We start from the raw sequence: 18,052 nt of genomic DNA on the forward strand, positions 1-18,052 counted from the left end.
GAGAAAATGGCATTGAAAACATTCAATCCGACAACGCCGAGCCAGCGCCAACTGGTAATCGTCGAGCGTTCGGAGCTTTACAAGGGCAAGCCCGTCAAGGCTTTGACGCAGGGCCTGTCGTCCAAGGGCGGTCGTAACAATTACGGTCGTGTTACCGCGCGCTTCCAGGGCGGCGGTCACAAGCGGACGTACCGCATGATCGACTTCAAGCGTCGCAAGTTCGACGTTGAGGGCACGGTTGAGCGTCTGGAATATGACCCCAACCGGTCGGCTTTCATCGCGCTCATCAATTATGCGGATGGTGAACTGGCCTACATCCTGGCGCCGCAGCGGCTTGCTGTTGGCGACAAGGTCATGGCTGCTGAAAAGGCGATCGACGTGAAGCCCGGCAATGCGATGCCGCTGCAGAACATCCCGGTCGGCTCGATTGTTCACAACGTTGAGATGAAGCCGGGCAAGGGCGGACAAATCGCCCGTTCCGCCGGTACCTATGTTCAGCTGGTCGGTCGTGACCAGGGCATGGCGATCCTGCGTTTGAATTCCGGCGAACAGCGTCTGGTGCCTGGCTCTTGCCTTGCGTCCATCGGCGCTGTATCCAACCCCGATCATTCCAACACGAACGACGGTAAGGCCGGTCGTACGCGTTGGCGGGGCAAGCGTCCGCATGTTCGCGGCGTTGTCATGAACCCGATCGACCACCCGCACGGTGGTGGTGAAGGCCGCACATCCGGTGGCCGTCATCCCGTTTCGCCCTGGGGCAAGCCCACAAAGGGCAAGCGCACCCGTTCGAACAAGTCGACCGACAAGTTCATCATGCGCTCGCGCCACCAGAAGAAGAAATAAGAGAGGTAGTCTGTAATGGCTCGTTCAGTATGGAAGGGACCGTTTGTTGACGGCTATCTTCTCAAGAAAGCTGAGAAGGTGCGTGAAGGCGGTCGCCACGAAGTGATCAAGATCTGGAGCCGCCGTTCCACGATCATGCCGCAGTTCGTCGGCCTGACCTTCGGCGTTTACAATGGTTCCAAGCACATTCCGGTATCCGTGTCGGAAGAGATGGTCGGCCACAAGTTCGGTGAATTTGCACCGACCCGGACCTATTACGGTCACGGCGCCGACAAGAAGGCGAAGAGGAAGTAACAATGGGCAAGGCAAAAGCCGCACGCCGGCTTAAGGAAAACGAGGCGCAGGCCGTTACGCGCACGATCCGCGTCAGCCCGCAGAAGCTCAACCTCGTCGCCGCTATGATTCGCGGCAAGAAGGTTGACCGGGCTCTGGCCGATCTCGAATTCTCGCGGAAGCGTATTTCCGATACCGTCCGCAAGACGCTCGAATCGGCAATCGCAAATGCAGAAAACAACCACGATCTCGACGTCGACTCGCTCGTCGTCGCTGAGGCCTATGTCGGCAAGTCGATTGTCGCCAAGCGTTTCATGGTTCGCGGTCGCGGTCGCGCTTCGCGCATCCTCAAGCCGTTTTCGCATCTGACGATCGTCGTCCGTGAAGTCGAAGAGGAGGCCGCATAATGGGTCAGAAAATCAATCCGATCGGTTTCCGTCTCGGCGTCAACCGCACATGGGACAGCCGCTGGTTCGCTGACAACCACGAATACGGCAAGTTGCTCCATGAAGACCTGAAGATTCGCGCCTACATTCAGAAAGAACTGAAGCAGGCTGGTATCTCCAAGGTCGTTATCGAGCGTCCGCACAAGAAGTGCCGCGTGACGATCCATTCGGCCCGTCCTGGTCTCATCATCGGTAAGAAGGGCGCTGACATCGAAAAGCTGCGCCGTCAGCTGGCGACGATGACCGACTCGGAAATGCACCTCAACATCGTTGAAGTGCGCAAGCCGGAGACCGACGCCACGCTCGTCGCCCAGTCGATCGCTCAGCAGCTGGAACGCCGTATCGCGTTCCGCCGCGCCATGAAGCGCTCGGTTCAGTCGGCTATGCGTCTTGGTGCTGAAGGTATTCGTATTGTCTGCGCGGGCCGTCTTGGCGGTGCTGAAATCGCACGTACCGAATGGTATCGGGAAGGCCGCGTTCCGCTTCATACGCTGCGCGCCGACATCGACTACGGCACGGCCGAAGCACAAACCGCATACGGCATCTGCGGCATCAAGGTCTGGGTCTTCAAGGGAGAAATCCTTGAGCATGATCCGATGGCCTCCGAGCGTCGCGCGACCGAGGGCGACAACAAGGGTAACAGCGGCAACAATCGCCGCCGCGAACACGCCTGAGAAGGCGCTGTCCGCGAAGTTCGGAGATAGAAGAAAATGTTGCAGCCAAAGCGTACAAAGTACCGCAAGCAGTTCAAGGGGCGCATTCATGGCGTCGCCAAGGGCGGCAGCGATCTGGCTTTCGGTGAATATGGGCTGAAGTCGCAGGAACCCAACCGCGTCAACGCACGTGAAATCGAAGCGGCCCGCCGCGCGATTACCCGTCACATGAAGCGTGCCGGCCGTGTGTGGATCCGGATTTTCCCCGATACGCCGGTCACCTCCAAGCCGACCGAAGTGCGTATGGGTAAAGGTAAGGGCGGTGTCGATTATTGGGCGGCCCGCGTTAAACCTGGCCGGATCATGTTCGAAATCGATGGTGTGAGCGAAGAAATTGCTCGTGAAGCCCTGCGCCTCGGCGCGGCAAAGCTTTCGGTCAAGACGCGCTTCATCCAGCGTATCGCAGAATAAGGAGTGGTACTGATGAAAACCTCTGACGTACACGCCATGACCGAAGACCAGCTCAAGGACGAGCTCGCCAACCTCAAGAAAGAGCAGTTCAACCTGCGCTTCCAGAAGGCGACCGGACAGCTGGAAAAAACGGCGCGCATTAGAGAAGTGCGCCGCGACATCGCGCGTGTTAAGACAATCGTTGCCCAAAAGGCAGCTGCCGCTAAGGCTTGAGATTAAAGGACCGACAAGAAAATGCCTAAACGCATCCTGCAAGGCGTTGTCGTAAGCGACAAGAACGATAAAACGGTCGTAGTCCGGGTTGAGCGTCGTTTCGCCCACCCGCTGATGCAGAAGACTGTTCGCCGCTCGAAGAAGTACAAGGCGCATGACGCCGAAAATCAGTACAAGATCGGCGACAGCGTCGTCATCGAAGAATGCGCACCGATCTCCAAAGACAAGCGCTGGACGGTCGTTTCCGCCCAGGCTTGAAAGCAAAATTGAACAGCTATTTCGCCGGGCCTCTTGTGCTTTGGCGAAATATCTGTATGTAGCACGGCATTGAGATGCGGGGCGTCCGGCAACGGGCGGCCTTTTCCGTAAGGGCTTTCCCCTGTTGTAGGGTGTTTGCGCCCCGAAAGACGCTACAAGAAGACGCTCTGGCTCTTGCACACAGGTGCATGCCCCCGAAAGAAATCCTTTTCGGGCTGCACGGTTAGAAAAGTGCTGGACAGGAAATTCAGGCGACCGCCGGGTCTTTGAAAGACAGGGCGGGCGCCTTGATACGTGTCGATTAAGCTGGTCTAGGGGGCAGAGTGCCCAACCGGTCCGGTAACAACAAGAAGGCGACCTGATATGATTCAGATGCAAACAAACCTCGACGTGGCGGATAATTCCGGCGCACGTCGTGTCATGTGCATCAAGGTTCTGGGCGGCTCAAAGCGTAAATATGCCTCGATCGGCGACATTATCGTCGTTTCGGTCAAGGAGGCTGTTCCGCGCGGGCGCGTCAAGAAGGGCGATGTGATGAAGGCCGTTGTCGTTCGCACGGCAAAGGACATCCGCCGCGCTGACGGCTCCGTCATCCGCTTCGACGGCAATGCCGCCGTTTTGATCAACAACAACAAAGAGCCGATTGGTACGCGTATCTTCGGGCCGGTACCGCGCGAGTTGCGTGGCAAGAGCCATATGAAGATCATCTCCCTGGCTCCAGAAGTTCTGTAAGGGAGCGCGGAACATGCAGAGAATCAAAAAAGGCGACAAGGTTGTCGTTATCGCCGGTAAGGACAAGGGTCGTACCGGTGAAGTCGTAAAGGTTTTCCCGAAGGAAGACCGTGCCGTCGTTTCGGGCATTAACGTCGTGCGCCGCCATCAGAAGCAGTCGCAGACTGCCGAAGCCGGTATCATCACCAAGGAAGCGCCGGTTCACCTTTCGAACCTCGCTGTTGCCGACCCCAAGGACGGCAAGGCGACTCGCGTCGGCTTTAAGGTCGAAGGTGAGAAGAAGGTCCGCTATGCAAAGCGTTCGGGAGAAGTGATCGATGGCTGAAGCAACGTATGAACCGCGTCTGAAGTCGGTATTCAAAGAGACGATCCGTCCGCAGATGCTCGAATCCTTCTCCTATGGCAATGAAATGATGATCCCGCGCCTTGATAAGGTCGTGATCAACATGGGCGTGGGCGAAGCTGTTGGTGACTCGAAGAAGCCTGCCAATGCTGCTGCCGATCTCGCAGCAATTGCCGGCCAGAAGGCGATCATCACACATGCACGCAATTCCATCGCAGGCTTCAAGGTCCGTGAAGGCATGCCCATCGGCGCCAAGGTTACGCTTCGTGGCGACCGCATGTATGATTTCGTTGACCGCCTGATCAACATCGCGCTGCCGCGCGTTCGCGACTTTCGCGGCCTGAATCCGAAGAGCTTTGACGGTCGTGGCAACTTTGCCATGGGCATCAAGGAGCACATCGTGTTCCCAGAGATCGAATACGACAAAGTCGATCAGATGTGGGGCATGGATATTATCGTTTGCACGACGGCGAACACGGACGACGAAGCACGGGCGCTCCTGACAGCGTTCAACTTCCCGTTCCGCAAGTAACCGTAACGACGAGCGTAGAAAAGGAAAACGACATGGCGAAAGTAAGCGCAGTCGAAAAGAACAAGCGCCGCCGCAAGACGGTCGCCCGGGACGCCGGAAAGCGTGCCGAGCTGAAAGCGATCATCAAGGATCAGAAGCTGCCGATCGAAGATCGGTTCCGCGCTTCCCTGAAGCTGGCGGACATGCCGCGCGATGGTTCCAAGACGCGTATCCGTAACCGCTGCGAAGTATCTGGTCGCCCGCGTGCGTATTATCGCAAGCTGGGCATGTCCCGTATCGCACTTCGTGACCTTGGCAATACCGGCAAGGTGCCGGGTATCGTCAAGTCGAGCTGGTAAGGAGGCGTCCAATGGCAATGTCTGATCCCCTGGGCGATATGCTCACCCGTATCCGCAACGGTGCCTCGCGCCGCAAGTCCTCCGTGACCACGCCGGCTTCGAAGCTGCGTGCCCATGTTCTGGACGTGCTGCAGGCTGAAGGTTACATCCGCGGTTATACACAGTCCGAGTTCGAAAACGGCAAGTCCGAGATCGAAATCGAGCTGAAGTACTATGAAAACGCCTCGGTGATCCGTGAGATCGCCCGCGTTTCCAAGCCGGGCCGCCGGGTTTATGTCTCGGTCAAGTCCATTCCGCAGATCGCAAATGGTCTTGGTATCACGATCCTTTCCACCCCCAAGGGTGTGATGGCTGATCACCAGGCACGCGAACAGAATGTTGGTGGTGAGGTTCTCTGCTCGGTCTTCTAAGACCGGGTCGACCCTCCTAACGAAACAGACAGGTAGATAAAATGTCTCGTATCGGTAAAAAGCCCGTTCAGGTTCCCGCTGGTGTAACTGCGACCGTAGAAGGCCAGAAAATCACAGCCAAGGGCCCCAAGGGCGAGCTCACTTTCGTCGCCAATGACGAAGTCAGCCTTAAGCTCGAGGACAACGGTGTCGTTGTTACCCCGGTTAACCAGTCCAAGGACGCACGCTCCAAGTGGGGCATGTCGCGCACCATGGTCGAAAACATCATCAACGGTGTTACCAGCGGTTACGAGCGTAAGCTCGAAATCAACGGCGTTGGTTACCGCGCGGCCATGCAGGGCAAGAACCTGCAGCTGTCGCTCGGCTTCAGCCACGAAGTTGTTTATCAGCCGCCGGAAGGCATCACCATTACCTGCCCGAAGCCGACGGAAATCACCGTTACCGGCATCGACAAGCAGGTTGTCGGCCAGGTCGCTGCGAACATTCGCGAATATCGCGGTCCCGAACCCTACAAGGGTAAGGGCGTGAAATACGCGGAAGAACGTATCGTCCGCAAGGAAGGCAAGAAGAAGTAAGGATCACGCGTTATGGCTAGCAGGAAACAAACCATTGCACGCCGCGCCACCCGCGTGCGCCGCCAGGTCAAGAAAGTGGCAAACGGTCGTCCGCGTCTGTCGGTTCACCGTTCGTCGAAGAACATCTATGCTCAGATCATCGACGATACGGCAGGCCGCACGCTGGCAGCCGCTTCGTCGCTCGATGCTTCGCTGAAGACTTCGCTGAAGACCGGTGCAGACCGTGAAGCAGCTGAAGCCGTTGGCAAGCTCGTCGCTGAGCGTGCCACCAAGGCAGGTGTCAAGGAAGTCGTGTTTGATCGCGGCGCATTCATCTTTCACGGTCGTGTCAAGGCTCTCGCCGACGGCGCCCGGGAAGGTGGCCTGAGCTTCTGATGAAGCTTTGAGCGCCCTTGTTAAGAGGGCGCTCCTGAAATTCGGCCAAGGCGATACTGTTCCCTTAGAATCAAGTCGCCTTGTGCCCTTCACCGGCCGCCAACCTGTCAGAAATGGCAGAAGCGGCTTTTGCATATGCCGATTGCACCCGGAAAAGAAAAAGGAACAGGACAATGGCACAGGATAGAAGGGGATCGCGCGACGATCGCCACAACAGGGATGAGCGCGACAGCGAATTCGTTGACAAGCTCGTTGCTATCAACCGCGTTGCAAAGACCGTCAAGGGCGGTCGACGCATGGGTTTCGCAGCACTGGTCGTCGTTGGTGACGGCAAGGGCCGCGTTGGCTTCGGCCATGGCAAGGCGCGCGAAGTGCCGGAAGCCATCCGCAAGGCGACCGAAGCTGCCAAGCGCGAGATGATCTTCGTGCCGTTGCGCGACGGCCGTACGCTGCATCACGACGTCAAGGGCCGCCACGGCGCGGGCAAGGTTTTGATGCGCACTGCCAAGGCCGGTACCGGTATCATTGCCGGTGGTCCGATGCGTGCCGTTTTCGAAACGCTGGGTGTTGCTGATGTCGTTGCCAAGTCGACCGGCCTCGTCCAACCCCTACAACATGGTTCGCGCCACTTTTGATGCCCTGAAGAACCAGGTCCATCCGAAGGACATCGCGGCCCAGCGCGGCCTGAAATACGCCACGCTGCAGGCCCGTCGCGAAGCCGCCGGCGCAATCACCGACGAGTGATGGGAGCAGCATCAATGGCCAAAGCAAGCACCAAGAAGACTGTCACCGTTGAGCAGACCGGTTCGCCGATCCGCCGTCCAGCCTCACAGCGTCAGACGCTGATCGGCCTCGGCCTCAACAAGATGCATCGCGTCCGTACCCTGGAAGACACGCCTGCAGTGCGCGGCATGATCAACAAGGTCGCCCATCTCGTGCGCGTCGTCGACGAGAAGTGAGACGGGAGAACACTATGAAACTGAACGAAATCAAAGACCACGAAGGCGCAACTCACGCTAAGAAGCGCGTAGGCCGTGGTATCGGTTCGGGCACCGGCAAGACCGGCGGCCGGGGCGTTAAGGGTCAGAAGTCGCGTTCGGGCGTTGCTATCAACGGCTTCGAAGGCGGTCAGATGCCAATCTACCGTCGTCTGCCGAAGCGTGGTTTTACCAACATCTTCGCGAAGGACTTCGCTGAAGTATCGCTTGGCCGCCTTCAGGCTGCTGTCGATGCCAAGAAGATCGACGCCAAGAAGACGGTAACGGCTGAAGTGCTCAAGGAAGCTGGCGTGATTCGTCGCGTTAAGGATGGCGTTCGCGTCTTGTCCGACGGCGAACTCAAGGCAAAGCTCACTCTTGAGGTTGCTGGCGCTTCCAAGTCGGCAATCGAGAAGATTGAAAAGGCTGGCGGCTCCATAACCGTGCAGACCAAAGCCAAGAACGCTGAGTAATTAGCGTAGATTCGAAAAATGATCGCCCGGAGTGCTTCACACCGGGCGTTTTTTCTTCCATATGTGCCTCGACCACCGGCCGGCCCGTTTGTTCGTGCCCGGCGGGTGGTTTATCGCGAAGGCTGCCGAGCGCCCGTAAAGGGCTGCATGTCGACCCCAGCGATTTGGCATTTAATCGCATCGGGCGCCTTTGTGGTGGCCGTGCGGCGACGCGGAGATACGCATGGCTTCTGCAGCGGAACAACTCGCATCCAATCTCAATTTCTCGACCTTCGCGAAAGCGACGGATCTGAAGAAGCGCATCTGGTTTACCCTGATGGCGCTTCTGGTCTACCGGCTCGGCACGCATATTCCGCTGCCCGGCATCAACCTTGATGCCTATGCGCAGGCCTTCCAGGGGCAGTCCGAGGGGATCCTCGGCATGTTCAACATGTTCTCCGGCGGCGCGGTGCAGCGCATGGCGATTTTTGCGCTGGGGATTATGCCCTACATCTCGGCCTCCATTATCGTGCAGCTCATGACGGCGGTGGTGCCGTCGCTTGAAGCGCTGAAGAAGGAGGGCGAACAGGGCCGCAAGATCATCAACCAGTACACCCGTTACGGCACGGTCGTGCTCGCCACCGCACAGGCTTACGGTATTGCCATCGGCCTGCAGTCGAGCAGCAATCTGGTCACCAATCCAGGCTGGTTCTTTATCATGTCGACCGTCGTCACGCTGGTTGGCGGTACGATGTTTCTGATGTGGCTCGGCGAACAGATCACCTCGCGCGGCATCGGCAATGGTATTTCGCTTATCATCTTCTCGGGGATCGTGGCCGGTCTTCCTTCAGCCGTCGGAAATCTGCTTGAACTCTCCCGCGTCGGTTCGATCTCGGCATTCGTTGCCGTCGGCATTTTGGTGGTCGTCATTGCCATTTTCGCTTTGATCGTCTTCGTAGAGCGGGCGCAGCGCCGGCTTCTGATCCAGTATCCGAAGCGCCAGGTCGGTAACCGCATGTTCCAGGGCGACACTTCGCACCTGCCGCTGAAGCTCAACACCTCCGGTGTGATCCCGGCGATCTTTGCGTCCTCGCTGCTGCTGCTGCCGGCGACACTGGCGGGCTTTTCGTCGAATGAGCTTCCGGGCTGGGCCACGGGCGTTATCGCGGCTCTGGGTCACGGTCAGGCGCTTTACATGGTCGCCTATGGTGCCCTGATTGCGTTCTTTGCATTCTTCTACACCGCCATCGTCTTCAACCCGAAGGAAACGGCGGACAATCTGAAGCGCCATGGCGGCTTCATTCCGGGCATCCGTCCGGGAGAGCGCACGGCCGAGTACATAGACTATGTTCTGACTCGCATTACCGTCGTCGGTGCGATCTATCTGGTGTTCGTGTGCATCCTGCCTGAGATCCTGGTGTCGCGCACCGGTGTTTCGCTGGCGCTCGGTGGCACCTCGCTGCTCATTATCGTTAGTGTGACGCTGGATACCGTATCGCAGATCCAGGGACATCTGATCGCCCAGCAGTATGAAGGGCTGATCAAGAAATCGAAATTGCGGGGAGGCAAGAGGGGACGATGAGACTGATACTTCTGGGACCGCCCGGCGCCGGCAAGGGGACGCAGGCGCAGCGTATTGTAGCCAATCATGGCATTCCGCAGCTCTCGACCGGAGACATGCTCCGGGCAGCGGTCGCTGCTGAAACCGAGGTTGGCAAGAAGGCCAAGGCTGTCATGGATGCCGGAGGACTGGTTTCCGACGACATCGTGATTGCAATCGTTTCCGAACGGATCGATCAGGACGACTGTAAGGATGGCTTCATCCTCGATGGTTTCCCGCGCACGCTGGTGCAGGCAGATGCTACCGAGAAAATGCTTTCGACCAAGGGTATCGAACTCGATGCCGTGATCGAGATCAAGGTTGATGACGAGACGCTGGCAGAGCGAATCGCTGGCCGCTACAGCTGCGCCAAGTGTGGCACGGGCTATCACGACGACTTCCACAAGCCGAAGGCGGATGGCGTTTGCGACAAGTGCGGATCGACCGAATTCAAGCGTCGTCCGGATGACAACCGTGAGACTGTCGAAAAGCGCCTGAAGGCCTATTACAAGGAAACTGCGCCGCTGATTGGCTACTACTATGCCAAGGGTACGCTTTCCTCGGTTGACGGTATGTCTGATATGGACACCGTGACGGCCAGTATCGAGAAGGTTCTGGCAAAGATCTGATTTTGCCGTGCCGTATCCCCGATGTTTGAAGGGGGCGGGGCCGGTGTTGAAAACGCGAACTGACGTCCGGGCATGCGGCTTCCGGCTGTCACAAAAATTAAGGAAATAGTTGCATTGAGGCGCTGTTTCCGCTATGAGCGCTCCAACTCGCGACACTTGGCAAGACTGTCAAAGTCCTTTTTGATTTCGAACGGGACCGGTTTTGCCACGGAATTTTGTTGCAGCAGAGCTATTTGAGGCGGCGTGTCCGTCTGCTAGAAACCGGCAAGTGCCAGACTTAGGCAAACTGCCCATGATAATTGCTAAGGAGAATCGGCGTGGCTCGTATTGCTGGCGTCAACATCCCGACTGCCAAGCGCGTAGTAATCGCGCTGCAGTATATTCACGGGATTGGACCGAAATTCGCACAGGAAATCTGTGAAGCCGCATCCATTCCGGCAGAACGCCGGGTGCATGAGATGACGGACGCGGAAGTTCTGCAGGTTCGTGAAAAGATCGACCGCGACTACATGGTCGAAGGCGACCTGCGTCGTGAGAACTCGATGAATATCAAGCGTCTGATGGACCTTGGTTGCTACCGTGGCCTGCGTCACCGTCGTGGCCTTCCGGTTCACGGTCAGCGCACGCACACCAATGCCCGTACCCGCAAGGGCCCGGCAAAGGCGATTGCAGGCAAGAAGAAGTAATTTCGGATTATATCCAATCCGGACAGAGCCGGCGGTTTACGCCGGCTTTCTGCGTGAATGACAGGGTGTCGGTTTTAACCGGGGCCTCGTCGGTGGAGCCGCTGGGACTACGGCGGTGAAGAGATCAACGGAAGGAAGATCATGGCCAGAGAAGCCACACGCGTTCGTCGTAAAGAGCGCAAGAATATTTCGTCGGGCGTTGCCCACGTCAACTCGTCGTTCAACAACACGATGATCACCATCACAGATGCACAAGGCAACGCCATTGCCTGGTCGTCTGCCGGTGCCCAGGGCTTCAAGGGTTCGCGTAAGTCGACCCCGTTTGCTGCCCAGATCGCTGCTGAAGACTGCGCCAAGAAGGCTCAGGAACATGGCATGAAGTCGCTTGAAGTCGAAGTCTGCGGTCCCGGTTCGGGTCGCGAGTCGGCTCTGCGCGCGCTCCAGGCTGCTGGTTTCGTCATCACGTCGATCCGCGACGTTACGCCGATCCCGCACAATGGTTGCCGCCCGCGCAAGAAGCGTCGCGTTTAATCAGCTGTCAATTTGCTCCGGCGTTTCCGTGTGAAGCTCCGGTTCTACGAAGCTCGGCCGTCACGATTGGATAGTGCGGCGAACGAAAGGTAGAAACATGATACAGAAAAACTGGCAGGAACTGATCAAGCCGTCGAAGGTGGAGTTCACTTCCAGCGGGGCCAAGAAGGTCACGCTCGTTGCTGAACCGCTGGAACGCGGCTTCGGTCTGACGCTCGGCAATGCGCTGCGGCGCGTTCTTCTGTCGTCGCTGCGTGGCGCTGCTGTCACCGCCGTTCAGATCGACGGCGTGCTGCACGAGTTCTCGTCGATCCCAGGTGTTCGTGAGGATGTCACCGACATCGTTTTGAACATCAAGGAAATCGCCATCCGCATGGAAGGCGATGAAGCCAAGCGCATGGTTGTCCGCAAGCAGGGCCCCGGCGTGGTGACTGCAGGCGATATCCAGACCGTTGGCGATATCGAGATTCTTAACCCGGGCCTCGTTATCTGCACGCTGGATGAAGCTGCGGAAATCCGCATGGAGTTCACGGTCAACAACGGCAAGGGCTACGTGCCTGCCGAGCGTAACCGCTCGGAAGACGCGCCGATCGGCCTCATTCCGGTCGACAGCCTGTACTCGCCGATTCGCAAGGTGTCCTACAAGGTCGAAAACACCCGTGAGGGTCAGGTTCTCGACTATGACAAGCTCTTGATGACGATCGAGTCGGATGGTTCGGTCTCTGGTGAAGACGCTGTTGCCTTTGCGGCCCGTATTCTTCAGGACCAGCTTGGCGTTTTCGTCAACTTCGAGGAACCGCAGAAGGATACGGAAGAAGACGATGTCACCGAACTCGCCTTCAACCCGGCCCTTCTCAAGAAGGTCGACGAGCTGGAACTTTCCGTCCGTTCGGCCAACTGCCTGAAGAACGACAACATCGTCTATATCGGCGATCTTATCCAGAAGACCGAAGCCGAAATGCTGCGTACGCCGAATTTCGGTCGGAAGTCGCTGAACGAGATCAAGGAAGTGCTGGCCTCGATGGGCCTGCATCTTGGCATGGAAGTGCCGGCCTGGCCGCCGGAAAATATCGAGGACCTCGCCAAGCGGTACGAGGATCAGTACTAACCACTCATACTGCGGGCTTGTTGCCTGCAAGTGAAGGAGAATAGCAATGCGCCATAAAATTGCAGGCCGCAAGCTGAACAGAACGGCAAGCCATCGCAAGGCGATGTTTGCAAACATGGCTGTCTCGCTCATCATCCATGAGCAGATTGTTACCACTGTGCCGAAGGCGAAGGAAATTCGCCCGATCGTCGAAAAGCTTGTCACCCTCGGCAAGCGCGGTGATCTGCATGCGCGCCGTCAGGCGATCTCGCAGGTCAAGGATGTCGAAGCCGTCAAGAAGCTGTTTGACGTTATTGCTTCGCGTTACGCAGACCGCAACGGTGGCTATACGCGCATCATGCGTGCCGGCTTCCGCTACGGCGACAACGCGGCTCTCGCCGTCATCGAATTCGTTGACCGCGACGTGAACGCCAAGGGCGCCGAAGACAAGGCCCGCGTGGCCGCAGAAGCCGATCTCGGAAATGGAAGCCGCTTAAGGTCTTCTGACTGAAGTGGACTGAATTGAGAGCCGGGTGCGAAAGCGCCCGGCTTTTTCTATATTCAACCGAGTTCATTATTAGGAAAAGCGACGATGCAGGATCGTTATGCCGGGGACGTCGGTGACTATATAAAGTTTGGTCTGCTGCGAGCTATTTCAGCGGATAAGAAGTTGGGAATTGCTTGGTACCGCTATCCAGATGAAACCCGGGGCGGCGACGGCAGGCATATAGCCTATCTGGATAGGCCCGAACTATGGGAGAAGTTCGATCCAGAGCTGTTCCAGCATTTGCGTCGCGTGGTTCGCGGTGCGCGCTCAATCGATTCGCTCGTCCCTGTTGTCCAAGATAGTATCGTGTTCGATCGCGCTTTGGATACATCGACTATGCCAGCATCAGATAGATCGAGTTGGCGAAAGCAGTGGTTTCTCCAGTTGCTTTCTACTATTGATGGATGTGACGTGGTGTTTGCTGATCCGGACAACGGTATTGTCTACGATAGCGGCCACCGAAGAAGATCCCTTGATTTCGGCAAGCGTATCCCACTTTCAGAGGTAGTGGATTTGGCGCAAGGTCGGTGTGCTGTTATCTATCATCACAATAGCCGCTTCAAGGGCGGGCATGATAGGGAGGTCGACTTCTGGCTTTCCCAATTTAGGGTGCCGGCGGTTGCTGTGCGCGCCAGGAAGTATAGTTGCCGGACGTTGGATCGTGTCCCGCAGCGTGGTGTAGCTTCGGCGTTCGCCATGCCTTCCGGACAGGGCTGGGAACGGATCAGCTTGCCGCAGCGGGCAGGCTGATGAGCGGATCATCGCTCATTGTGGCGATGGTCTCAAGGGTCATGTAGCGGGACCGCTGGACGGCCCACTCGTCGTTTTGTTCGAGGAGTAGCGCGCCGACCAGTCTGACGATGGCGTCATCGTTGGGGAAAATGCCGACGACCTCGGTGCGGCGCTTGATCTCGCCGTTCAGGCGTTCGATCGGGTTTGTCGAGTGAAGCTTGGCCCAATGCTGCCTGGGAAAGGTCATATAGGCGAGCACGTCCTGTTCGGCGCTGTCCATGAGCGTGGCGAGTTTCGGCACGTTCGGCCTGATCTGGTCGGCAACATTGGAGACTGTCTAGAATTTTGTGCCCTGGCGTTGTTTCAGGACATAGGGAAACGTTCTTCGAACATGATTGCGAGCTGGCTTTTGACGGCGTGCCATTCTCGCACTGAACGCTTCCACTCGGTTGAGGTAGCATTGAGGGCCAGATAGATCAACTTGGCCGCAGCCTCATCGCTCGGGAAGTGTCCGCGCGTTCTGACGGCGCGCCGGATTTTCGAGTTCAGCGCCTCAATGGAATTCGTGGTGTAGATCAGCCTGCGCACCTCGGGCGGATAGTCGAGAAACGGGATGACCTCGTTCCAGGCCCGCCGCCAGCTTGGCGCGATCGCCGGATAGCGCCTGGCAAGGTCACTGTCCTCGAAAGTTGCCAGCGCTTCTTCCGCCGCCTCGATATTCACGGCGGTGTAGACCGTCTTGAGCGCCTTGGCGACGGCCTTGCGGTCCTTGTAGCTGGCGAAATTCATGGAATGGCGCAGGAGATGGACAATGCAGGTCTGAACCTGCGTCCTCGGGAAGGCTGCCTCGATGGCCTGCGGAAAGCCCTTGAGGCCGTCGACCACGGCGATCAGAATGTCCTGAACACCCCGGTTGCGCAGATCGGAAAGCACGCTGGCCCAGAATTTGGCGCCTTCATTGGCCTGGAACCACAGGCCCAGCACGTCGCGCGTGCCGTCCGGAAGGATCGCCAGCGCCACGAACACCGCCTTGTTGGAGACCGCGCCGTCGCTGCGGATATTGACCCGGATCGCGTCCATGAAGACGATCGGATAGCAGGGCTCCAGAGGCCGGTTCTGCCATGCCGTGACCTCATCCATCACGCTATCGGTGATGGCGGAAATCAGGCCGGGGGACGCCTCCACGCCGTAGATTTCCTCGATATGCCCCTGGATCTCCCGGGTCGTCATGCCCCGGGCATACATCGAGATGATCTTGCGGTCGAAATCGGGAAAGCGGCGCTGGTATTTGGCGATCAGCACCGGATCGAAGGTGCCGTTGCGGTCGCGTGGGATGTCGAGGACCACCTTGCCGCTGTCGGTGGTCACCGTCTTGCTGCTGCTGCCATTGCGGCGGTTTGCCGGCTCGTTATGGCCTTCGGGCACAGCCTCAGCCCGCTCTTCGTCGAGATGGACGTCAATCTCGGTGCTCAGGGCACGTTCGGCCAGTGCTTTCGTCAGTTCGGACAGAATACCATCCTTGCCGAAAAGGTCACCGGGCGAGCGCCCTTGCATCAGGCGGTCCAGGAGTTCTTTGTCGATGCTCATACGTGGGTCTCCTCAAAGAGCAGTTACCACGCCAGAGCACAAAAATCAGGACAGTCCCCAACATTGCGCCACTGGGTGCTCGCCGCCTCCGGCGTGTCCTGTGCAAAGGCGGTGGCGATGAAGGCGGAGACGACCCGCCGCCCGTTCTTCCCGGCATGGGCGAGCGCATTGCGCATGAAATGGACCCGGCACCTCTGCCAGGTGGCGCAAAGCACCTTCGACACGGCTGCCTTGATGCCCTCGTGGGCATCGGAGACGACCAGCTTGACGCCGCGCAGACCCCGCCTTGTCAGCTTGCGCAGGAATTCCGTCCAGATCGGCTCCGCCTCGGATGTGCCAACCTCCATGCCGAGCACTTCGCGCCGGCCGTCGGTGTTGACGCCGACGGCAATGATGACGGCGACGGAGACGATCCGCCCGCCGCGCCGGACCTTCATGTAGGTGGCATCAATCCAGAGGTAGGGCCATTCTCCTTCAATAGGCCTTTCGAGAAAGGCCTTCACCTTGTCGTCGATCTCCTCGCAAAGTCGGGAGACCTGGCTCTTGGAGATGCCAGACATGCCCATGGCCTTCACCAGATCATCGACGGATCGGGTCGAGACGCCCTGGATATAGGCCTCCTGGATCACCGCCGTCAGTGCCTTCTCGGCCATGCGCCGTGGTTCGAGGAAGCTCGGGAAATAGCTGCCGGTGCGAAGCTTCGGAATGCGAAGCTCCACCGTCCCTGCTCGCGTCTCCCAGTCCCGGTCGCGGTAGCCGTTGCGCTGGGCATGCCGGAACGCGTTCTTCTCGCCATAGCCCGCGCCGGTCTTCGCGCTCACTTCCAGCGCCATCAGCTTCTCGGCGGCAAAGCCGATCATCTCGCGGAGCAAATCGGCATCGGCGCTCTTCTCAATCAGTGAGCGCAGGTTCATCATATCGTCGGTCATCGGTGGTCTTTCCATCAGGTTGGTCTTTGACAACCCGACCCTAGCGGAAAACACTGGTGACCACCGATCCAACTACACCACATGCAGGGACACGATCGGACGTTCTTTGTCCTGAACCCTGACTCCGTGATAACAGACGGTCTGTCAGCGTTTTGTCAGAAATGGTCAGCATTTCGGGTTACGCTACACAAAGGGCAAAGCTAACGCGGCACATCAATCGTCGCCCGCACATGCTTCAGCGAGGCCACGATGGTGAAGGTCATGATGACGAGCAGGGACCATGAGCTCCATTTGCCGATATGCACGGTCGACCATGCGCCGAGCTGGTCCGGATACTGCCAGACCGAGAAGAAGGTCGAGATGTTTTCAGCGAGCCAGATGAAGAAGCCGATCAGCACGAAGGCGAGCAACATCGGCATCTTGAGATCGCGGTCATAGGGGCGGAAGATCACGGTGGTGCGGGCATAAAGACCGATCGCCAAAGCTGCGATATACCAACGATAGTCGCCGATATAGTGGTGGGTGAAGAAGTTGAGATAGATCGCCAGCGCCACGAGCGTCGCCATCCAGTAGGGCGGGTGGTGTATGATGCGAAGGTCGAATAGGCGCCAGGCCTGAATGATATAGCTGCCGACGGCGGCATACATGAAGCCGGAGAAAAGCGGCACGCCGAGAAGCTTGGTATAGGCGAAATCCGGATAGGCCCAGGACTGAATCGCCCCCGATGTCTTGAACGCCTCGAGCGCAAAGCCGACGACGTGGAACAGGCAGATCGCCTTGAACTCGTCCATCGTCTCCAGCCCGAACCGGATCATCGCAAGCTGGATGACAAGCGCGATGATTAAAAGCAGATCGTAGCGGGGAATGCCGGCAAGTCCTTCGCGCGGCGCGGCAAAGATCGCGATGAAGAAAAGCCCCGCAAACAGGCAGGCGCGGGCCTCCTTGAAGCCGAAGAACAGGAACTCCACGCAGAAGCGGCGAAGCCCCCTGAGCGCCGGATCGGGCGCAATGTCGGTTAGCCACCGATCGGGTGCCCACGTGCTTCTGCCTGCCGCCAAATCGGTCATGTCCCCGCGCATTCTGTTGAGTGCGCGGAAACTGACGCAGAGTAATGGCGATATTGAGGCTCGGTATGGATGTATTGTGGCGCGGTTGTCCGGCTCCGGCGCCTCGCTATCTGGCGCCCGCCTGCAGCCGAGCTGCCCTTTTCTTCGCGCGCTTGCGCTCCATCAGCTTTGGCCGGATGAGGCGATAGCCGAGGAGAGCGACGCAAACGGCGATATAGAACATGATTTCCGGGCCGATCACCTTGCGGCCCATGGCGAAATGCAGCGTGCCAAGGGCCGCAATCACATAAACCAGCTTGTGAAGCCGATACCAGTTTTGCTTCAGCGTGCGGATCGCCCAGTTGTTGGAGGTGAGCGCCAGCGGGATCAGAAGCACAAGCGCGATCATGCCGAAGGTGATGAAGGGGCGCTTGATAACGTCCTGCACCACGACGGAAATATTCATCTGCTGGTCGAGCACCAAATAGACCAGGAAGTGGAACGAGACGTAATAGAAGCCGAGCAGGCCAAGGGCGCGGCGATAGCGCAGCAGGTTGATATCGGCGAGATCTCTCAGTGGCGTCACGCAGAGTGTCAGCAGGATGAACCGCAGTGCCCATATGCCGAGCAGGTGCTCGAAGGTCTTGACCGGATCGACACCGAGATTGTTGGTCGCGCCGAGCCAGAAATACCAGAGCGCGGGCAAAAGCCCCACGATATAGAGCGCCCAGACGGAAGCCGGCCGCCACCGGGCGGCGCCTGTTTTTTTGCAGATTTCTGGGCCATG

General features: G+C 58.2%; 26 protein-coding genes and 3 pseudogenes. 24 read left to right on the forward strand and 5 right to left on the reverse strand.

The genetic code is table 11. The annotated features are described in order from the left end of the window. Positions 1 to 6: 6 nt before the first annotated feature. The 24 genes and pseudogenes from rplB to AC0L7L_RS04365 all read left to right on the forward strand — a co-directional run bounded on the left by rplB (position 7) and on the right by AC0L7L_RS04365 (position 13,721). Positions 7 to 843: a 50S ribosomal protein L2 gene (gene rplB / locus AC0L7L_RS04250; RefSeq protein WP_272210480.1), complete on the forward strand. Its 837-nt coding sequence runs from the start codon at positions 7 to 9 to the stop codon at positions 841 to 843. A 15-nt stretch (positions 844 to 858) separates the two neighbouring features. After that, positions 859 to 1,137 (forward strand): 30S ribosomal protein S19, encoded by a 279-nt coding sequence (gene rpsS, locus AC0L7L_RS04255; RefSeq protein WP_024708105.1) that lies wholly within the window; start codon positions 859 to 861, stop codon positions 1,135 to 1,137. 2 nt (positions 1,138 to 1,139) lie between these two features. Continuing rightward, positions 1,140 to 1,523 (forward strand): 50S ribosomal protein L22, encoded by a 384-nt coding sequence (rplV, locus tag AC0L7L_RS04260; RefSeq protein ID WP_272210481.1) that lies wholly within the window; start codon positions 1,140 to 1,142, stop codon positions 1,521 to 1,523. After that, positions 1,523 to 2,236: a 30S ribosomal protein S3 gene (rpsC, locus tag AC0L7L_RS04265; protein ID WP_272210482.1), complete on the forward strand. Its 714-nt coding sequence runs from the start codon at positions 1,523 to 1,525 to the stop codon at positions 2,234 to 2,236. Before rplV ends, rpsC begins: the two co-directional genes overlap by 1 nt. A gap of 36 nt (positions 2,237 to 2,272) precedes the next feature. Further along, entirely contained in the window at positions 2,273 to 2,686 is a 414-nt protein-coding gene (rplP, locus tag AC0L7L_RS04270; protein ID WP_473512276.1) for a 50S ribosomal protein L16, read from the forward strand. A 12-nt stretch (positions 2,687 to 2,698) separates the two neighbouring features. Further along, positions 2,699 to 2,899: a 50S ribosomal protein L29 gene (gene rpmC / locus AC0L7L_RS04275; protein WP_473512280.1), complete on the forward strand. Its 201-nt coding sequence runs from the start codon at positions 2,699 to 2,701 to the stop codon at positions 2,897 to 2,899. Positions 2,900 to 2,920: 21 nt separating this feature from the next. Further along, the gene (rpsQ, locus tag AC0L7L_RS04280; protein ID WP_272210483.1) at positions 2,921 to 3,157 is read left to right on the forward strand and encodes a 30S ribosomal protein S17; all 237 of its coding nucleotides are present in this window, start codon (positions 2,921 to 2,923) and stop codon (positions 3,155 to 3,157) included. Positions 3,158 to 3,520: 363 nt separating this feature from the next. After that, complete coding sequence (gene rplN / locus AC0L7L_RS04285; RefSeq protein WP_106313041.1) at positions 3,521 to 3,889, forward strand: 50S ribosomal protein L14; 369 nt, start codon at positions 3,521 to 3,523, stop codon at positions 3,887 to 3,889. Between the two features lie 13 nt (positions 3,890 to 3,902). Next, positions 3,903 to 4,214 carry a 50S ribosomal protein L24 gene (gene rplX, locus AC0L7L_RS04290; RefSeq protein ID WP_473512283.1) on the forward strand — a complete coding sequence of 104 codons (312 nt, stop codon included), beginning with the start codon at positions 3,903 to 3,905 and terminating at the stop codon, positions 4,212 to 4,214. After that, the gene (gene rplE, locus AC0L7L_RS04295) at positions 4,207 to 4,764 is read left to right on the forward strand and encodes a 50S ribosomal protein L5 (protein WP_272210484.1); all 558 of its coding nucleotides are present in this window, start codon (positions 4,207 to 4,209) and stop codon (positions 4,762 to 4,764) included. Before rplX ends, rplE begins: the two co-directional genes overlap by 8 nt. Before the next feature lie 32 nt (positions 4,765 to 4,796). Then, positions 4,797 to 5,102, forward strand: a complete 306-nt coding sequence (gene rpsN, locus AC0L7L_RS04300; RefSeq protein WP_272210485.1) for a 30S ribosomal protein S14 — start codon at positions 4,797 to 4,799, stop codon at positions 5,100 to 5,102. 11 nt (positions 5,103 to 5,113) lie between these two features. Further along, on the forward strand, positions 5,114 to 5,512 hold the full coding sequence (gene rpsH, locus AC0L7L_RS04305) for a 30S ribosomal protein S8 (protein ID WP_272210486.1): 399 nt from the start codon (positions 5,114 to 5,116) through the stop codon (positions 5,510 to 5,512). Positions 5,513 to 5,553: 41 nt separating this feature from the next. Then, complete coding sequence (rplF, locus tag AC0L7L_RS04310) at positions 5,554 to 6,087, forward strand: 50S ribosomal protein L6 (RefSeq protein ID WP_272210487.1); 534 nt, start codon at positions 5,554 to 5,556, stop codon at positions 6,085 to 6,087. Between the two features lie 12 nt (positions 6,088 to 6,099). Then, positions 6,100 to 6,462: a 50S ribosomal protein L18 gene (gene rplR / locus AC0L7L_RS04315; RefSeq protein WP_272210488.1), complete on the forward strand. Its 363-nt coding sequence runs from the start codon at positions 6,100 to 6,102 to the stop codon at positions 6,460 to 6,462. A gap of 173 nt (positions 6,463 to 6,635) precedes the next feature. Beyond that, a pseudogene (rpsE, locus tag AC0L7L_RS04320) lies at positions 6,636 to 7,206 on the forward strand (30S ribosomal protein S5). Between the two features lie 14 nt (positions 7,207 to 7,220). Next, complete coding sequence (gene rpmD / locus AC0L7L_RS04325; RefSeq protein WP_272210490.1) at positions 7,221 to 7,421, forward strand: 50S ribosomal protein L30; 201 nt, start codon at positions 7,221 to 7,223, stop codon at positions 7,419 to 7,421. Between the two features lie 14 nt (positions 7,422 to 7,435). Further along, positions 7,436 to 7,912: a 50S ribosomal protein L15 gene (gene rplO / locus AC0L7L_RS04330; RefSeq protein ID WP_272210491.1), complete on the forward strand. Its 477-nt coding sequence runs from the start codon at positions 7,436 to 7,438 to the stop codon at positions 7,910 to 7,912. A 223-nt stretch (positions 7,913 to 8,135) separates the two neighbouring features. Next, positions 8,136 to 9,473, forward strand: a complete 1,338-nt coding sequence (gene secY / locus AC0L7L_RS04335; RefSeq protein WP_272210492.1) for a preprotein translocase subunit SecY — start codon at positions 8,136 to 8,138, stop codon at positions 9,471 to 9,473. Further along, positions 9,470 to 10,120 (forward strand): adenylate kinase, encoded by a 651-nt coding sequence (locus AC0L7L_RS04340; protein ID WP_473512288.1) that lies wholly within the window; start codon positions 9,470 to 9,472, stop codon positions 10,118 to 10,120. The genes secY and AC0L7L_RS04340 overlap by 4 nt, the downstream gene beginning before the upstream one ends. 317 nt (positions 10,121 to 10,437) lie before the next feature. Then, positions 10,438 to 10,806, forward strand: coding sequence for a 30S ribosomal protein S13 (gene rpsM, locus AC0L7L_RS04345; protein WP_272210493.1), 369 nt, complete (start codon positions 10,438 to 10,440; stop codon positions 10,804 to 10,806). 141 nt (positions 10,807 to 10,947) lie between these two features. Next, positions 10,948 to 11,337, forward strand: a complete 390-nt coding sequence (rpsK, locus tag AC0L7L_RS04350) for a 30S ribosomal protein S11 (protein ID WP_272210494.1) — start codon at positions 10,948 to 10,950, stop codon at positions 11,335 to 11,337. A gap of 97 nt (positions 11,338 to 11,434) precedes the next feature. Then, entirely contained in the window at positions 11,435 to 12,445 is a 1,011-nt protein-coding gene (locus AC0L7L_RS04355; protein ID WP_473512292.1) for a DNA-directed RNA polymerase subunit alpha, read from the forward strand. Positions 12,446 to 12,491: 46 nt separating this feature from the next. Beyond that, positions 12,492 to 12,935: a 50S ribosomal protein L17 gene (gene rplQ / locus AC0L7L_RS04360; protein ID WP_272210496.1), complete on the forward strand. Its 444-nt coding sequence runs from the start codon at positions 12,492 to 12,494 to the stop codon at positions 12,933 to 12,935. Between the two features lie 81 nt (positions 12,936 to 13,016). Continuing rightward, entirely contained in the window at positions 13,017 to 13,721 is a 705-nt protein-coding gene (locus AC0L7L_RS04365; protein ID WP_272210497.1) for a hypothetical protein, read from the forward strand. Here the strand turns inward: AC0L7L_RS04365 and AC0L7L_RS04370 are convergent. From AC0L7L_RS04370 to msrQ, 5 genes and pseudogenes are all read right to left on the reverse strand, one after another. After that, a pseudogene (locus tag AC0L7L_RS04370) lies at positions 13,696 to 14,028 on the reverse strand (transposase); the annotation flags it as partial. The gene AC0L7L_RS04365 and the pseudogene AC0L7L_RS04370 sit on opposite strands and share 26 nt — an antisense overlap. A 38-nt stretch (positions 14,029 to 14,066) precedes the next feature. Beyond that, positions 14,067 to 15,290 (reverse strand): IS256 family transposase, encoded by a 1,224-nt coding sequence (locus AC0L7L_RS04375; RefSeq protein ID WP_473512296.1) that lies wholly within the window; start codon positions 15,288 to 15,290, stop codon positions 14,067 to 14,069. A gap of 53 nt (positions 15,291 to 15,343) precedes the next feature. Beyond that, a pseudogene (locus AC0L7L_RS04380) lies at positions 15,344 to 16,219 on the reverse strand (IS256 family transposase); the annotation flags it as partial. 200 nt (positions 16,220 to 16,419) lie between these two features. After that, the gene (locus AC0L7L_RS04385) at positions 16,420 to 17,286 is read right to left on the reverse strand and encodes a DUF817 domain-containing protein (RefSeq protein WP_473512300.1); all 867 of its coding nucleotides are present in this window, start codon (positions 17,284 to 17,286) and stop codon (positions 16,420 to 16,422) included. Between the two features lie 106 nt (positions 17,287 to 17,392). Then, entirely contained in the window at positions 17,393 to 18,040 is a 648-nt protein-coding gene (gene msrQ / locus AC0L7L_RS04390; protein WP_473513772.1) for a protein-methionine-sulfoxide reductase heme-binding subunit MsrQ, read from the reverse strand. Between the last annotated feature and the right edge of the window lie 12 nt (positions 18,041 to 18,052).

This window comes from Martelella sp. K41-7 (genome assembly GCF_055808365.1).

Coding starts and splice junctions, on each gene's coding strand:
- rplB (WP_272210480.1), top strand. CDS start 7: ATGGCATTGAAAACATTCAATCCGACAACGCCGAGCCAGCGCCAACTG.
- rpsS (WP_024708105.1), top strand. CDS start 859: ATGGCTCGTTCAGTATGGAAGGGACCGTTTGTTGACGGCTATCTTCTC.
- rplV (WP_272210481.1), top strand. CDS start 1,140: ATGGGCAAGGCAAAAGCCGCACGCCGGCTTAAGGAAAACGAGGCGCAG.
- rpsC (WP_272210482.1), top strand. CDS start 1,523: ATGGGTCAGAAAATCAATCCGATCGGTTTCCGTCTCGGCGTCAACCGC.
- rplP (WP_473512276.1), top strand. CDS start 2,273: ATGTTGCAGCCAAAGCGTACAAAGTACCGCAAGCAGTTCAAGGGGCGC.
- rpmC (WP_473512280.1), top strand. CDS start 2,699: ATGAAAACCTCTGACGTACACGCCATGACCGAAGACCAGCTCAAGGAC.
- rpsQ (WP_272210483.1), top strand. CDS start 2,921: ATGCCTAAACGCATCCTGCAAGGCGTTGTCGTAAGCGACAAGAACGAT.
- rplN (WP_106313041.1), top strand. CDS start 3,521: ATGATTCAGATGCAAACAAACCTCGACGTGGCGGATAATTCCGGCGCA.
- rplX (WP_473512283.1), top strand. CDS start 3,903: ATGCAGAGAATCAAAAAAGGCGACAAGGTTGTCGTTATCGCCGGTAAG.
- rplE (WP_272210484.1), top strand. CDS start 4,207: ATGGCTGAAGCAACGTATGAACCGCGTCTGAAGTCGGTATTCAAAGAG.
- rpsN (WP_272210485.1), top strand. CDS start 4,797: ATGGCGAAAGTAAGCGCAGTCGAAAAGAACAAGCGCCGCCGCAAGACG.
- rpsH (WP_272210486.1), top strand. CDS start 5,114: ATGGCAATGTCTGATCCCCTGGGCGATATGCTCACCCGTATCCGCAAC.
- rplF (WP_272210487.1), top strand. CDS start 5,554: ATGTCTCGTATCGGTAAAAAGCCCGTTCAGGTTCCCGCTGGTGTAACT.
- rplR (WP_272210488.1), top strand. CDS start 6,100: ATGGCTAGCAGGAAACAAACCATTGCACGCCGCGCCACCCGCGTGCGC.
- rpmD (WP_272210490.1), top strand. CDS start 7,221: ATGGCCAAAGCAAGCACCAAGAAGACTGTCACCGTTGAGCAGACCGGT.
- rplO (WP_272210491.1), top strand. CDS start 7,436: ATGAAACTGAACGAAATCAAAGACCACGAAGGCGCAACTCACGCTAAG.
- secY (WP_272210492.1), top strand. CDS start 8,136: ATGGCTTCTGCAGCGGAACAACTCGCATCCAATCTCAATTTCTCGACC.
- AC0L7L_RS04340 (WP_473512288.1), top strand. CDS start 9,470: ATGAGACTGATACTTCTGGGACCGCCCGGCGCCGGCAAGGGGACGCAG.
- rpsK (WP_272210494.1), top strand. CDS start 10,948: ATGGCCAGAGAAGCCACACGCGTTCGTCGTAAAGAGCGCAAGAATATT.
- AC0L7L_RS04355 (WP_473512292.1), top strand. CDS start 11,435: ATGATACAGAAAAACTGGCAGGAACTGATCAAGCCGTCGAAGGTGGAG.
- rplQ (WP_272210496.1), top strand. CDS start 12,492: ATGCGCCATAAAATTGCAGGCCGCAAGCTGAACAGAACGGCAAGCCAT.
- AC0L7L_RS04365 (WP_272210497.1), top strand. CDS start 13,017: ATGCAGGATCGTTATGCCGGGGACGTCGGTGACTATATAAAGTTTGGT.
- AC0L7L_RS04375 (WP_473512296.1), bottom strand. CDS start 15,290: ATGAGCATCGACAAAGAACTCCTGGACCGCCTGATGCAAGGGCGCTCG.
- AC0L7L_RS04385 (WP_473512300.1), bottom strand. CDS start 17,286: ATGACCGATTTGGCGGCAGGCAGAAGCACGTGGGCACCCGATCGGTGG.